Origin of the sequence: Streptomyces sp. NBC_00490 (genome assembly GCF_036013645.1) — a bacterium.
Taxonomy (GTDB): Bacteria; Actinomycetota; Actinomycetes; order Streptomycetales; family Streptomycetaceae; genus Streptomyces; species Streptomyces canus_F.
Genome location: NZ_CP107869.1, coordinates 3,364,251 through 3,378,710 on the forward strand (window position 1 = coordinate 3,364,251; position 14,460 = coordinate 3,378,710).

Annotated in this window: 13 protein-coding genes; 4 read left to right on the plus strand and 9 right to left on the minus strand. The window is 67.8% G+C overall.

All coding sequences use genetic code 11. The features are described 5' to 3' along the window. Positions 1-46: 46 nt before the first annotated feature. The 4 genes from qcrB to ctaE all read right to left on the minus strand — a co-directional run bounded on the left by qcrB (position 47) and on the right by ctaE (position 4,235). Positions 47-1,687 (minus strand): cytochrome bc1 complex cytochrome b subunit, encoded by a 1,641-nt coding sequence (gene qcrB, locus OG381_RS15180; RefSeq protein ID WP_327716635.1) that lies wholly within the window; start codon positions 1,685-1,687, stop codon positions 47-49. After that, positions 1,684-2,745 carry a cytochrome bc1 complex Rieske iron-sulfur subunit gene (gene qcrA, locus OG381_RS15185; RefSeq protein WP_327716636.1) on the minus strand — a complete coding sequence of 354 codons (1,062 nt, stop codon included), beginning with the start codon at positions 2,743-2,745 and terminating at the stop codon, positions 1,684-1,686. Before qcrA ends, qcrB begins: the two co-directional genes overlap by 4 nt. Further along, positions 2,742-3,551 carry a cytochrome bc1 complex diheme cytochrome c subunit gene (qcrC, locus tag OG381_RS15190; protein ID WP_307031929.1) on the minus strand — a complete coding sequence of 270 codons (810 nt, stop codon included), beginning with the start codon at positions 3,549-3,551 and terminating at the stop codon, positions 2,742-2,744. The genes qcrA and qcrC overlap by 4 nt, the downstream gene beginning before the upstream one ends. Positions 3,552-3,614: 63 nt before the next feature. Continuing rightward, complete coding sequence (gene ctaE, locus OG381_RS15195) at positions 3,615-4,235, minus strand: aa3-type cytochrome oxidase subunit III (protein ID WP_171141838.1); 621 nt, start codon at positions 4,233-4,235, stop codon at positions 3,615-3,617. Positions 4,236-4,424: 189 nt separating this feature from the next. On the opposite strand from ctaE, the gene OG381_RS15200 reads away from it, so the two are divergent. Beyond that, a complete protein-coding gene (locus OG381_RS15200) occupies positions 4,425-4,826 on the plus strand; it encodes a hypothetical protein (RefSeq protein ID WP_327716637.1) in 402 nt (133 codons plus the stop codon). A 9-nt stretch (positions 4,827-4,835) separates the two neighbouring features. Here the strand turns inward: OG381_RS15200 and OG381_RS15205 are convergent, their stop codons facing one another. The 4 genes from OG381_RS15205 to ctaC all read right to left on the minus strand — a co-directional run bounded on the left by OG381_RS15205 (position 4,836) and on the right by ctaC (position 9,313). Continuing rightward, positions 4,836-6,098, minus strand: coding sequence for a L,D-transpeptidase (locus tag OG381_RS15205; protein ID WP_327716638.1), 1,263 nt, complete (start codon positions 6,096-6,098; stop codon positions 4,836-4,838). Positions 6,099-6,228: 130 nt separating this feature from the next. Then, positions 6,229-6,627: a cytochrome c oxidase subunit 4 gene (locus OG381_RS15210; protein ID WP_327716639.1), complete on the minus strand. Its 399-nt coding sequence runs from the start codon at positions 6,625-6,627 to the stop codon at positions 6,229-6,231. Next, a complete protein-coding gene (gene ctaD, locus OG381_RS15215) occupies positions 6,624-8,357 on the minus strand; it encodes an aa3-type cytochrome oxidase subunit I (protein WP_327716640.1) in 1,734 nt (577 codons plus the stop codon). The genes OG381_RS15210 and ctaD overlap by 4 nt, the downstream gene beginning before the upstream one ends. Then, positions 8,354-9,313: an aa3-type cytochrome oxidase subunit II gene (gene ctaC, locus OG381_RS15220; protein WP_307031917.1), complete on the minus strand. Its 960-nt coding sequence runs from the start codon at positions 9,311-9,313 to the stop codon at positions 8,354-8,356. The genes ctaD and ctaC overlap by 4 nt, the downstream gene beginning before the upstream one ends. Before the next feature lie 269 nt (positions 9,314-9,582). On the opposite strand from ctaC, the gene OG381_RS15225 reads away from it, so the two are divergent. Next, complete coding sequence (locus OG381_RS15225; protein WP_327716641.1) at positions 9,583-10,959, plus strand: cysteine desulfurase/sulfurtransferase TusA family protein; 1,377 nt, start codon at positions 9,583-9,585, stop codon at positions 10,957-10,959. Positions 10,960-11,045: 86 nt separating this feature from the next. Here OG381_RS15225 and OG381_RS15230 read toward each other — a convergent pair whose 3' ends face one another. Continuing rightward, entirely contained in the window at positions 11,046-12,020 is a 975-nt protein-coding gene (locus tag OG381_RS15230; protein ID WP_327716642.1) for a carbohydrate kinase family protein, read from the minus strand. Positions 12,021-12,151: 131 nt separating this feature from the next. On the opposite strand from OG381_RS15230, the gene OG381_RS15235 reads away from it, so the two are divergent. Next, the gene (locus OG381_RS15235; protein WP_327716643.1) at positions 12,152-12,361 is read left to right on the plus strand and encodes a hypothetical protein; all 210 of its coding nucleotides are present in this window, start codon (positions 12,152-12,154) and stop codon (positions 12,359-12,361) included. Positions 12,362-12,511: 150 nt separating this feature from the next. After that, positions 12,512-14,446 (plus strand): hypothetical protein, encoded by a 1,935-nt coding sequence (locus OG381_RS15240; protein ID WP_327716644.1) that lies wholly within the window; start codon positions 12,512-12,514, stop codon positions 14,444-14,446. Positions 14,447-14,460: the final 14 nt, after the last annotated feature.

A 14,460-nucleotide genomic window follows, 5' to 3' on the forward strand; every position in this document is an offset into this window, starting at 1 on the left:
CCGGTGTTCGGACGGGGCCCTTCGGCGCGCGTGGCGAGCGCAGCGATCAGTGGTGGCCGTGGCCGCTCGTGATCTCCTTGTACTCCTCGGCGGTGGGCTTGGGGATCTGGGACTCCTCGCCGAAGTAGGCCTTGCTCAGCTTGACCCGCAGCTTCTCGGAGCCCTTCACCTTGCGCTCGACGCCGTTGTCGTCGACCGTCGGGCCGATCTCGGCCGGCACGTACTGCTCGTGCGCGGTGAGCGTGTGCAGCGCGTCCTGGCTGAGCGGCTCGTGCACCTCGATGAACTCACCGTGCGGCAGGCGCTTGATGATGCCCGACTCGCGGCCGTGCAGCACCTTCTCCCTGTCGCGGCGCTGGAGGCCGAGGCAGATCCGCTTGGTCGCGATGAACGCGAGCACCGGGGCGACGAAGAACGCGATCCGGACGAACCAGGTGATCGAGTTGATCGACATGTGGAAGTGCGTGGCCCACAGGTCGTTGCCGCCACCGATCAGCAGCACGAAGTACACCGTGAGCCAGGCGACACCGAAGGCCGTACGCGTCGGCGCGTTGCGCGGGCGGTCCAGGATGTGGTGCTCGCGCCTGTCGCCGGTGACCCAGGCCTCGATGAACGGGTAGACCGCGATCGCGACCAGGACCAGCGGGAAGATCACCAGCGGGATGAACACACCCAGGACGAGCGTGTGACCCCAGAAGTTGATCTCCCAGCCCGGCATGACACGGATCAGGCCCTCGGAGAAGCCCATGTACCAGTCGGGCTGGGCGCCCGTGGACACCTGGTCCGGCCGGTAGGGGCCCATGGACCAGATCGGGTTGATCGAGGCGATCGCCGAGATGACCGCGATGACACCGAAGACCAGGAAGAAGAAGCCGCCGGCCTTGGCCGTGTAGACCGGGAACAGCGGCATGCCGACCACGTTCTTGTTGGTCTTGCCGGGGCCCGCGTACTGCGTGTGCTTGTGGACGAACACCAGGATCAGGTGCGCCACCATCAGGCCGAGCATGATGCCCGGCAGCAGCAGGATGTGGACCGAGTAGAACCGGGCCACGAAGTCGCCGCCCGGGAACTCGCCGCCGAAGAGGAAGAACGACAGGTACGTGCCGACGATCGGCACGGACAGGACCGCGCCCTCCATGAAGCGGACACCGGTGCCGGAAAGCAGGTCGTCCGGGAGCGAGTAGCCGGTGAAGCCGGTGAACATGCCCAGGACGAACAGCAGGAAGCCGAACAGCCAGTTGACCTCACGCGGCTTGCGGAACGCGCCCGTGAAGAACACGCGCATCATGTGCACGAACATGCCGGCGAGGAAGATCAGCGCCGCCCAGTGGTGGATCTGCCGGATCAGCAGACCACCGCGCACATCGAAGGAGATGTGCATGGTCGAGTTGAACGCCTCGGACATCAGCTGTCCCTGCAGCGGGACGTAGCTGCCGTGGTACTCCACCTCGTTCATCGACGGGTGGAAGAACAGCGTCAGATACACACCCGTGAGGATGATGATGATGAAGCTGTACATGCAGATCTCGCCCAGCATGAACGACCAGTGGTCGGGGAAGATCTTGCGCATGTTGGCCTTGGCCAGGGAGTAGATCCCCAGCCGGCCGTCGGCCCAGTCGGCGAGCTTCTCGCCGGCCGGCGCCTTCCCGCGGTCGCGGGCGGGCTCGGTGTTCTCGTTGGTGCTCATCCGCGCTCCCAGAAGGCAGGACCGACAGGCTCTTCGAAGTCGCCCTGCGCTTCGAGGTAGCCCTCGTCGTTCACGGCGATGCGCAGCTGCGGCAGGGCGTGACCGGCAGGGCCGAAGATCACTCGGGCGCCGTCGGAGAGGTCGAAGGTGGACTGGTGGCAGGGGCAGAGCACGTGGTGCGTCTGCTGCTCGTACAGGGAGATCGGGCAACCGACGTGGGTGCAGATCTTCGAGTACGCGACGATGCCCTCGTGCGACCACTCGAGCTCGCGCTTGTCCTTGATGTCCTCCGGCTGGAGCCGGACGATCATCAGGGCCGCCTTGGCGATCTCCGTCTGGAATTCGTGGTCGTCCTCCTCCAGGCCGTCGGGCTTGGCGAAGGTGAGCGAACCGACGGCGATGTCCGAGGGGCGCAGCGGCTCGTTGGTGTTCATGTTGACGAGCAGCAGCCCCTTCTTCCACATGGTGTGGCGGAGCTTGGTCCCGGGCAGCGGGCCGAGGTCGCGCAGCAGCACGACTCCGGACAGCGGCACCAGGGTGAGCGCACCGAGCATCGTGTTGCGGATCAGCTTGCGACGGCCGATCGCGGACTCCTTGGTGCCCGCCTTGAAGTCTTCGAAGACCTTCTCGCGGACCTCGGCAGGGGCCGAGATCGGGTGCCGCTCGTCGACCATCTCCTCGTCGGACATCAGCGTGCGGGCCCAGTGGACCGCGCCCGCGCCGATCGAGAAGAGCGCCACACCGAGGGTCAGACCGAGCGCGAAGTTCAGCGCGTTGATGTGACCGATCGGGAAGACGAAGATCGCCTTGTCGTGCGGCACCGCCACGTACGAGGCGATGAAGGCGACCGTGGCCAGCATCGACAGCGTGAACAGGAAGGCGACCACGCGCTCGGAGCGCCGGGCGGCCACCTCGTCGATGTCCTGGACGCGGTGCTCGTGGGGCGGCAGGCCGGGGTCGGCGAACGGGTTCTTGTCGTCCGCGACGCCTACCGCACCATGGGCTTCCTGCTCTGCGGGCAGGTTCTCGTTCTCTTCCGGAATGTCTTGGCTACTCATGACTTCTTGGCCTTTGCGGTCCGGGCGGCGAGCCAGACGGCAACCGCGATGAGCGCACCGAGTCCGAACACCCACGCGAACAGACCCTCGCTGACCGGACCGAGTCCGCCCAGTTCGAGGCCGCCGGGGCTCTCGGTGTCCTCCCCGTTGACCGCGTCGAGGTACGCGATGATGTCCTGCTTGTTCTGCTCCGACAGGGTGGTGTCGGGGAACGACGGCATGTTCTGCGGGCCGGTCTGCATGGCCTCGTAGATGTGCTTCGGGTCGACGCCCTCGAGGCTCGGCGCGAACTTGCCGTGCGTCAGCGCGCCACCCTTGCCGGTGAAGTTGTGGCACTGCGCGCAGTTGGTGCGGAACAGCTCGCCACCCTTGGCGATGTCCGCTCCGTCCGGGCTGTACTCGTTCTTCGTCGGGATGGCCGGACCGGCACCCAGCGAGGAGACGTACGCGGCGAGCTGGTCGATCTCGGCCTGCGTGTAGATGACCTTCTTCTTCGGGACCTGCGCGCCGGGCTGCTGGGCCGGCATACGGCCGGTGCCGACCTGGAAGTCGACGGCCGCGGCGCCCACACCCACGAGGCTCGGGCCGTCGGTGGTGCCCTGACCACCGGTGCCGTGGCAGCTTGCGCAGCCCACGGCGTACAGCTTCTTGCCCTCCTCGATGGTGAGGGACTGGGCGGTCTCATCGGCCTGCGCCTTGTCCGCCGGCGCGAACGCGGCGTACAGCCCCCCGGTGGCCGCCAGCGCGAGGAGTAGGACGACGACCGCCGCCAGCGGATGGCGTCGTCGTGCGGAGAGCTTTTTCACGGATTACCCCGGTGTCAGGATCTTCTGCGTCGATGCTTCTGGAATGTGCGGGAGCGGGCCCGGCTACTTGATCAGGTAGATCGTGGCAAAGAGGCCGATCCAGACGACATCGACGAAGTGCCAGTAGTAGGACACGACGATGGCTGCGGTCGCCTGCTCGTGCGTGAACCTCTTGGCCGCGTAGGTACGGCCGAGGACGAACAGGAAGGCGATGAGGCCGCCCGTCACGTGCAGACCGTGGAAACCGGTGGTCAGGTAGAAGACCGAGCCGTACGGGTCCGAGGAGAGCGAGAGGCCCTCGTGCTTCACCAGCTCGGTGTACTCGTAGACCTGACCGCCGATGAAGATCGCACCCATCACGAACGTGACGATGAACCACATCCGGAGCTTCTTCACGTCACCGCGCTCGGCGGCGAACACGCCGAGCTGGCAGGTGAGGGAGGAGAGCACCAGGATCGTGGTGTTCGTCGCCGAGAACGGGAGGTTCAGGAAGTCTGCCTTCTCCTTCCAGAACTCGGGACCGGTCACCGATCGGAGGGTGAAGTACATCGCGAAGAGGGCCGCGAAGAACATCAGCTCGGAACTCAGCCAGATGATGGTTCCGACGCTGGTGAGGTTCGGCCGGTTGACCGACGGGTGCGCGTGCCCGGTTTCTACTGTCGTTGCTGTCGCCACGACCGACATTATGTCGGTCCCTTATCCCGCCCTCACTCCCGGGGGTGCCGTTCGGGGTGTCCGCAGCGTGTGTACTGCCCGTATGGCCCATCGCGGGGGTGTTCAAGCGGGTGTTGACCCGGTGTTCAAGGGAGTAGCATCCGCCGCATCGGGCTCTGCCCGTTCATGGCCGTACGACACTGATGTCACGGAGGATCCATGCAGGCGACCGCCACGGTGCTGGTCTACAGCGACGACTCCAACACCCGCGAGCAGGTGCGGCTCGCCACCGGACGCAGGCCCGCCCCCGACGTCCCCCAGGTCGAGTTCGTGGAGTGCGCGACGCCCGCCGCCGTCATCAAGGAACTGGACCGGGGCGGTATCGACGTCGCCGTCCTGGACGGCGAGGCCGTGCCCATGGGCGGCATGGGGCTGTGCCGGCAGGCCAAGGACGAGATCTTCAACTGCCCGCCGGTGCTGCTGCTCATCGGGCGGCCCCAGGACGCCTGGCTGGCCACCTGGAGCCGTGCCGAGGCCGCGGTGACGCATCCTGTGGACCCGGTGGAGTTCGCGTCGGCGCTGGCGTCCCTGCTGCGTCAGAAGAAGGCTCTGAGCGCCTGACAGGGCCGCTCAGACCGATTCGGGACGCAGTCTCGCCTTCTCCTCCGGGCGGGGGCCGTCGGGGCTTCCGCCCACCAGGGCGCTGCCGTTGCGCCACTTCTTCCAGCCGAGGTTCCAGTCCCCGAAGCCGTTGCCGAAGGTCTCCATGGTGTCGCCGTAGGAGTTCACGACCTTCACGACGTCACCCTCACGGACGTGGTCGAAGAACCACTCGGCGTTGCCGGTGCTCATGCCCGTGCAGCCGTGGCTGACGTTGGCGTAGCCCTGTGACCCCACCGACCAGGGCGCGGCGTGCACGTACTCGCCGCTCCAGGTGACGCGGGTGGCGTAGTAGACGGGCAGGTCGTACGACTCCGAGGAGCCCTCGGAGATACCGATGCTGGTGCCGCGCATCCGTACGAAGTACTCCTTGCCGAGTACGACCTTGACGCCGTTGCGGGTCTCGAAGCCGGGCTTCCCGGTGGTGACCGGGATGTCGTTGATCGCCTTGCCGTTCTTGTAGACCGTCATGGAGTGCGAGGACGCGTCCGTGACGGCGATGACCCGGTCGCCCGTGGTCAGCTTGAGGGGCTTGACCTTGCCGCCCCACAGCCGGTCGCTGATCTTGATTCCGTCCAGATTGCTTCGAACCTGGATGGTGGCCTTGCTGGGCCAGTACTCCTTGGGCCGGTAGTGGAGCTCCTTGTCGTCCACCCAGTGCCAAGCGCCTTCCACGGCGGGCATCGAGTCGACCTTGAGCGCGCGCTCCACGATGGCCCGCTGCGCCTTGTCCTTGACCGGCTTGCTGAGTTCGGCCGTGATGGGCTGGCCGACGCCGTACGTGCCCGCCTTGGGGCCGAAGGTGACCTTCAGGCGCTTCTTGGTGAGGGGCTTGCCGGTGTCGAAGGCGAGGACCTTGCGGCCGGGCGCCCCGTCCTCGTCCTCGGTGCTCACCCGCACCGTGTAGTGGGCGCTGGCCGCCAGCGGGCTGGTGCTGTGCCAGCGGGTGCCGTCGGCGGAGAGTTCGCCCGCCACATAGCGTCCTGTCCCGTCCAGGGCCGTGACGTCCGTGATGCGGCCGTCGTCGTCCTCGGCGGTGACTTCCAGGGGCTTGTCCGGGTCGGCCTTCTTGCCGTCGCCCGAGGGGCCGTTGAAGGAGATCTGGTCCGCCGCGTCGTACGGCGCCGCCGACAGCGGGCTGCCCTCGCTGCTGCAGGCGGTGCCGCCGGCGGTCAGGGCGACCACCAGCAGCGTGCAGGAGATGACGGTGCGTGTACGCGGAGTCTGGCTCATGACTTCACGCTAGGAAGCTTCGTCAGCCCCGGCGCGGTGGGTAACTCGTACGAGGGAACAGCACTGCTGCAAAAGCGGGAGCCCGGACGCTCCTGACGGAGTGTCCGGGCTCCTTCGAGCTCAGCTCGTGCTACTGGGTGCGGTTCTCACCGCGGTAGTACTCGAAGACCCAGCCCCACAGACCGATCATGAGCAGCGGCGCCGAGAAGTACATCAGCCACCAGCCGATCGCGATCGACAGGAACGCCAGCGCGCCACCGATGGCGAGCGACAGCGGCTGCCAGCTGTGCGGGCTGAAGAACCCGATCTCGCCGGCGTCGTCCGCGACGTCCGCCTCCTTGTTGTCCTGCGCACCGACGTCGACCCGCTTGGCCGTGAAGCCCAGGTAGAAGCCGATCATGATGCACAGGCCGAAGGCCAGGAAGAGCGCCGTGGTACCGGCAGGCTCCTTCGACCACACGCCGTAGACAACCGCCATGGCGAGCACGAAGACGCTCAGCCACATGAACATCCAGCCTTGGACCTTCACTTGCCGGCCTCCTTGCCACCAGCCAGGGCCTTCTCACCGTGAGGCGCGTTCTCGAGCTGGTCGAGAGCCGCGATCTCCGGGTGATGCAGGTCGAACGCCGGGGATTCGCTGCGGATCCGCGGCAGGGTGAGGAAGTTGTGCCGCGGGGGCGGGCAGGACGTCGCCCACTCGAGCGAGCGGCCGTAGCCCCACGGGTCGTCGACCTCGACCTTCTTGCCGTACTTGGCCGTTTTCCACACGTTGTAGAAGAAGGGCAGGATCGACGCGCCGAGCACGAACGAGCTGATCGTCGAGATCGTGTTCAGGGCGGTGAATCCGTCGGCGTTCAGGTAGTCCGCGTAACGACGCGGCATGCCCTCGGCACCCAGCCAGTGCTGGACCAGGAAGGTGCCGTGGAAGCCGATGAACAGCGTCCAGAAGGTGATCTTGCCGAGGCGCTCGTCGAGCATCTTGCCGGTCATCTTCGGCCACCAGAAGTGGAAGCCGGAGAACATCGCGAAGACGACGGTGCCGAACACCACGTAGTGGAAGTGCGCCACCACGAAGTACGAGTCCGAGACGTGGAAGTCCATCGGCGGCGAGGCCAGGATGACACCGGTCAGACCGCCGAAGGTGAAGGTGATCAGGAAGCCGGTGGCCCAGAGCATCGGTGTCTCGAAGGACAACGAGCCCTTCCACATCGTTCCGATCCAGTTGAAGAACTTCACACCCGTTGGCACGGCGATGAGGAACGTCATGAAGGAGAAGAACGGCAGGAGCACGCCGCCGGTGACGTACATGTGGTGTGCCCACACCGTCACGGACAGACCGGCGATGGAGATCGTCGCGGCGACCAGGCCCATGTAGCCGAACATCGGCTTACGGGAGAAGACCGGGATCACTTCGGAGATGATGCCGAAGAACGGTAGCGCGATGATGTACACCTCTGGATGGCCGAAGAACCAGAAGAGGTGTTGCCATAGCAAGGCCCCGCCGTTGGCGGAGTCGAAGACATGCGCACCGAACTTGCGGTCCGCCTCCAGGGCGAACAGCGCGGCCGCCAGGACCGGGAAGGCCAGCAGGACCAGCACCGCGGTCAGCAGCACGTTCCACACGAAGATCGGCATGCGGAACATGGTCATGCCGGGTGCGCGCATGCAGATGATCGTGGTGATGAAGTTGACCGAGCCGAGGATGGTGCCGAAGCCGGAGAAGGCCAGACCCATGATCCACAGGTCGGCGCCGATGCCGGGGCTGCGGACCGCGTCGGACAGCGGGCTGTAGGCGAACCAGCCGAAGTCGGCCGCGCCCTGCGGGGTGAGGAAGCCACCGACCGCGATGAGCGAGCCGAACAGGTACAGCCAGTAGGCGAACATGTTCAGCCGGGGGAAGGCCACGTCCGGCGCGCCGATCTGCAGCGGCATGATCCAGTTCGCGAAACCGGCGAACAGCGGCGTCGCGAACATCAGCAGCATGATCGTGCCGTGCATCGTGAACGCCTGGTTGAACTGCTCGTTCGACATGATCTGCAGACCGGGACGGGCCAGCTCGGCGCGCATGAACAGCGCCAGCAGACCACCGATGCAGAAGAACGCGAACGACGTGACCAGATACAGCGTCCCGATCGTCTTGTGGTCAGTGGTGGTGAGCCACTTGATCACGACGTTGCCGGGCTGCTTGCGCCGGACCGGCAGTTCGTCCTCGTAGTGGGACCCTGCCGCGGCACCCTGGGGTTCGTTGAGGATGCTCACAGGTTGTTCGTCTCCCGGTTCTTCTCGTGGGCGGTCTGCTCGATGCCCGCGGGAACGTAACCGGTCTGCCCCTTCTCGGCGAGTTCCTTGAGGTGCTGCTCGTAGCGCTCGGGCGAGACGACCTTCACGTTGAACAGCATTCGGGAATGGTCGACGCCGCAGAGCTCGGCACACTTGCCCAGGAAGGTGCCCTCCTTGTTGGGGGTCACCTGGAAGGAGTTGGTGTGCCCCGGGATGACGTCCTGCTTCATCAGGAACGGCACCACCCAGAAGGAGTGGATGACGTCACGCGAGGTGAGGATGAAGCGGACCGTCTTGCCCTTGGGGAGCCAGAGCGTCGGGCCCGGGTTGTTGGTCTGCGGGTTCCGCGTGCCGGGCGTACCGACGTCGTAGACACCGCCGGCGGCGGCCGGGAACTGGTCCTTGAACCGCTGCGGGATCGCGTCCAGGTTCTCGTCGGTCTTCGCGTCACCGGTGGAACCGTCGACGTTCTCGATGTAGTTGAAGCCCCAGCTCCACTGGAAGCCGACGACATTGACGGTGACGTCGGGCTTCTTGTCGAGGCTCAGGATCTTCGACTCGTCACGAGCCGTGAAGTAGAAGAGCACCGAGACGATGATGAGGGGGACCACCGTGTACAGCGCCTCGATGGGCATGTTGTACCGGGTCTGCGGAGGAACCTCGACCTTGGTGCGGCTGCGCCGGTGGAACATGGCGCTCCACAGGATCAAGCCCCAGACCAGCACGCCGGTGGCGAGCGCGGCCGCCCACGAGCCCTGCCACAGAGAGAGGATCCGCGGAGCCTCTTCGGTGGTGGGGGTGGGCATACCAAGGCGGGGGAAGTCCTTGTATGTGCAACCGGTCGCGGTCGCCAGGACCAGGCCCGCGGTCATTGCCTGCAGCAGCTTCCGCCGCATCGGGCGCCGCGGCGAGCGGTCGGAGCCGTTGGGACTCACGTAGCGCCTTCCCGAGAGTCTCGCCCGCGCGTATTGGCTGCGGCCTGCCTTACTCGGTGGTCGGTCGCCGCCCTGCGTCGGGCAGGGGTTTGGATGTTTATGCGGACCAAACCCTAGCCCACCCCCTTCGGGGGTTCGCGGGGAGGGGTGCCTATAGGTGGGGGGTTCGCTGGATTGGCGGCTGCGGGTTCGTAGGGGCTGGTCGCGCCCACGCGGCGGAGCCGCAAAGAGACACAGCCCCGCACCCCTGGCGGCGTTAGCGTTGGCGGGTGTCCTACTTCGACGCTGCTTCCAGCGCGCCCCTTCATCCCGTCGCTCGTCAGGCGCTGTTGGCCTCCCTGGACGAAGGGTGGGCTGATCCCGCGCGGTTGTATCGAGAGGGGCGGCGGGCCCGGCTGCTGCTGGATGCCGCTCGGGAAGCCGCTGCCGAGGCTGTCGGGTGTCGTCCTGATGAGCTGACCTTCACCTCGTCCGGCACACGGGCCGTACACACCGGAATCGCGGGGGTTCTGGCTGCGCGGCGGCGCGTCGGGGGTCACCTGATCGTGTCAGCGGTTGAACATTCATCCGTGCTCCATTCGGCCGAAGTGCACGAGAGGGAGGGCGGTTCGGTCGATCGGGTGACGGTCGAGCGGTCGGGGAGGGTGGATCCCTCGGCCTACGCCGCTCTGCTCCGGAAGGACACCGCGCTGGCCTGTCTCCAGTCGGCCAACCACGAGGTGGGGACGGAGCAGCCGGTCGCCGCCGTGGCCGAGGCCTGCCGGGCGGCCGGGGTGCCGTTGTTCGTGGACGCGGCCCAGTCGCTCGGGTGGGGGACGGTCGAGGGTGACTGGTCGTTGCTGGCGGCCAGTGCGCACAAGTGGGGCGGGCCGTCCGGGGTCGGGCTGCTCGTCGTACGGAAAGGCGTGCGGTTCGCCGCTCAAGGGCCCGTGGACGAGCGGGAGTCGGGGCGGGCGCCGGGGTTCGAGAATCTGCCGGGCATCGTCGCGGCGGCGGCCTCGCTGCGGGCCGTGCGGGCCGAGGCGGCCCAAGAGGCGGCACGGCTGCGGGAGCTGACGGAGCGGATCCGGGTGCGGGTGCCGCGGCTGGTGCCGGATGTGGAGGTGGTGGGGGATCCGGAGCGGCGGTTGCCCGGGATCGTCACCTTCTCCTGTCTCTATGTCGACGGGGAGACACTGCTGCACGAGCTGGACCGGGAGGGTTTCTCCGTTTCGTCCGGCTCGTCCTGCACGAGCAGCACGCTGACGCCCAGCCATGTGCTGAAGGCGATGGGAGTGCTGAGTGAGGGGAATGTGCGGGTCTCGTTGCCACGAGGAGCGACGGCGGAGGATGTGGAGAGGTTCCTCGCCGTGCTGCCGGGGGCGGTGTCGGGGGTACGCGAGAAGCTGGGCGCGCCGACGCCGGTGGCGGTCATGAAGAAGGACGAGCTCGTCGTCGACGCCCTGGGCAAGCGGTGCCCGATCCCCGTGATCGAGCTCGCGAAGGTCATCGGGGACGTCCCGGTCGGCGGCCTCGTCCGGGTCCTCTCGGACGACGAGGCAGCACGACTGGACATCCCCGCGTGGTGCGAGATGCGCGAGCAGGACTACGTAGGCGAAGAACCGGCGGAAAAAGGAACGGCGTACCTAGTCCGCCGGTCAAGCTGACCACCCTCAGGGGCGCGGGGCTGTGTCGATATGCGGCTACCGCCGCGTGTGCGCGACCAGCCCCCACGCACCCGCCGACGGCAAACTCAGCCCAGGTACCCCTGGACCTCGGCCGCGGCCTCATGCCCGTACGCCTTGGTGAACCGCTCCATGAAGTGCCCCCGACGCAGCTGGTACTCCTGCGTACCCACCGTCTCGATGACGAGCGTCGCCAGCATGCACCCGACCTGCGCCGCACGCTCCAGCGACACCCCCCACGCCAGTCCCGACAGGAACCCCGCGCGGAACGCGTCGCCCACGCCCGTGGGATCCGCCTTGCGCTCCTCCTCCGCGCAGCCGACCTCGATCGGGTCCATGCCGACCCGCTCGATACGGACACCGCGCGAGCCCAGCGTGGTGACCCGGTGGCCGACCTTGGCGAGGATCTCCTCGTCGGTCCAGCCGGTCTTCGACTCGATGAGGCCCTTCTCGTACTCGTTGGAGAACAGGTACGTCGCGCCGTCCAGCAGTATCCGGATCTCGTCGCCGTTCATCCGGGCGATCTGCTGGGAGAAGTCCGCGGCGAACGGAATGCCGCGCGACCGGCACTCCTCCGTGTGCCGGAGCATCGCCTCGGGGTCGTCGGCGCCGATGAGGACCAGGTCGAGGCCGCCCACGCGGTCGGCGACGGTCTTCAGCTCGATGAGGCGGGCCTCGCTCATCGCACCGGTGTAGAAGGAGCCGATCTGGTTGTGGTCGGCGTCGGTGGTGCAGACGAAGCGCGCGGTGTGCAGCGTCTCGGAGATACGGACGGACGCGGTGTCGACGCCATGGCGGTCCAGCCAGGCGCGGTACTCGTCGAAGTCGAAACCCGCGGCGCCGATCAGGATCGGGGCGGTGCCGAGCTGGCCCATACCGAAGGCGATGTTCGCGCCTACGCCGCCCCGGCGTACGTCCAGATTGTCGACCAGGAAGGAGAGCGAGACCGTGTGCAGCTGGTCCGCGACGAGCTGGTCGGCGAAGCGGCCGGGGAAGGTCATGAGGTGGTCGGTGGCGATGGAGCCGGTGACTGCGATGCGCACGGCGAGGACTCTCCTGAGGGGAGGGTTTATTGACAGTTCACGCTACCCGGTCGGCACGGGGCTCTGAAGCCGCCAAAACTACCCGATAGTAGATCTTTCTTCGCGGGCTCCGACCTGCATACGGTGCCGTCATGACGAACCTCAAGGTCCACGCCCCCGTTCCGGCCGACCCGGACGGCGATCTCGCGGCGCTGCTCGGCGACTGCGCACGGATGGCCCCGCACTGGCTGGCTCCCGACCGGGTCGCCGCCGTTCCCGTCTCCCCCTCCCTCATCCACGGCGTGACCGTTCCGACCGAGTCCGCCCGGATGCTGGACGCGATGTCGGACTACGGCGACTGAAACAGCGCCTTCCGGGGAACCATGCGCTCCCCCGCTGCGTCCCATCGCTGTCCCCCGTAAAGGGGATGTGGGATACGACCCTCCGCCGGCCGTTTTGACAGGGCCGGGTCAGGGTCATAGGGACAGATGCGCGGCCGAAGGAGCGATGCGGTGAACACCCAGCGACCCGAGAACGACGACGACGCCGAGGTCGGCAAGGCCACGGGCGCCGATGAGGGTGCCGGGGTCGCCGAGATCGCCGACGAGGACGGCGGTACGGCGGCGGAGGGGCCCCCGGAGACGGAGGCCCCCGGGGAGGCCCCCCAGGAGCAGGCAGCGGAGGCGCCGGAGGCTTCCGGGGGCGCTGGGACTTCCGAGGCGGACGAGACCGCCGAGATCGGCGAGGCTTCGGAGACTCCCGAGCCGGACGAGATTCCCGAGCCCGCCGGGGCTTCCGAGGCTGCTGAGTCCCACGAGATTTCCGAACCTGCCGGAACGCGCGAGGCTTCCCGAGCCGCCGGAGCCTCCGTGGCTTCCGAGGCCGCCGGAGTGTCCGACACTTCCGTGGCTTCCGACGCCTCCGAGCAGGAGATTCCCCGGGACGGCGAGCACGAGGTTCCGCGTGCCGGTCGGCGGCGCTCGCCCGTGCTCGTCGCCTCCGTCGCGGCCGCCGTGCTGCTCGTCGGGGGCGGTGGGGCGTATCTCGCCACCTCGGCCGCCGGCAGTTCGGGCGGTGGCGGTACGACGTCCGGGGCGAACGGTGACGACACTCCCCCGCTGCTCCACCTCGACGGGTACACCGAGGGCGACGGCGGCACGGCCGGCATCGCGCCGGGTGAGCCCAACCCGTACGGCGTCACCTATCAGGCCGCCGGCACGCTGCCGGACGGTCCCGGCGAGGCCCCCGTGTACCGCGCGGTCGGTGAGGTCACCAAGGACGACGTGGCCCGGCTGGCGAAGGCGCTCGGGGTGGAGGGGACGCCCGTTCTGGAGGGCAAGGCCTGGAAGGTCGGCGGGCAGGAGGCGGCCGGGCCGAGTCTCCAGGTGAACCAGCAGGCGCCGGGGGCGTGGACGTTCCACCGGTACGCGCCGGGTACCGACGACTGCCGGAGCGCGACGGTGTGTGCGAGCGACCCCGCCGCACCGGCCGGCGACCCGGTGAGCGAGGAGGCCGCGAAGAAGGCCGCGGCGCCGGTGCTGAAGGCGGTCGGGCAGGACGACGCGAAGGTCGACGCGAGTCAGGTCATGGGCGCCCAGCGGGTGGTGAACGCCGATCCGGTGGTCGGCGGGCTGCCGACGCACGGCTGGACGACTGGGGTCACCGTCAACGCGCAGGGCGAAGTGGTCGGCGGCAGCGGTCAGTTGAGGACGCCGTCGAAGAGCGACACGTACCCCGTCGTGAGCGCCGAGAAGGCGCTGGACCAGTTGAACGCGGTGCCGTCGACCGACCACCGCATGGGCATCGGTGGCTGCGCCACCTCCGTACCGCTCAAGGACCGCCTCGAGGCGCCCTGCGGGTCGGAGGGGACGGGTACGCCGAAGCAGGAGACGATCACGGTCGAGAAGGCTGTGTTCGGGCTGGCCTCGCACTACGTGGACGCCCGGCAGGCGCTGGTGCCGTCGTGGCTGTTCGAGGTGCGGGCGTCCGGCGCGCAGGACGGCTTCACGGTGACGTATCCCGCGATCGACCCGAAGTACCTGGCCTCGGCCACCCCGTCCCCGGCGCCCACCGACGAGCCGACGGGACAGCCGAGCCCGCGGCCGACCGGTCCGGACCCGGACGAGCCGACCGCGGCGCCGGCCGAGCGTGATGTGAAGGTGGAGGGCTACACCGCCGAGGGCGACGAGCTCACCGTGACCTACACGGGCGGGGTCTGCTCCGACTACAAGGCGTCGGTGGTCGAGGGTTCCGACCAGGTGACGGTCCAGGTGACCGAGACACCGTGGCCGGACAAGAAGATCTGCATCATGATCGCGAAGATCTACCACGAGACGGTGAAGCTGGAGAAGCCCGTGGGCGACCGGAAGGTCGTGGGCACGGACGGCACCGGGATCCCGCTGGAGAAGGCGGGGGCGCGGCTGCCGGAGACGTCCGGGGCGCGGTAGTCCGCACGCTCCGG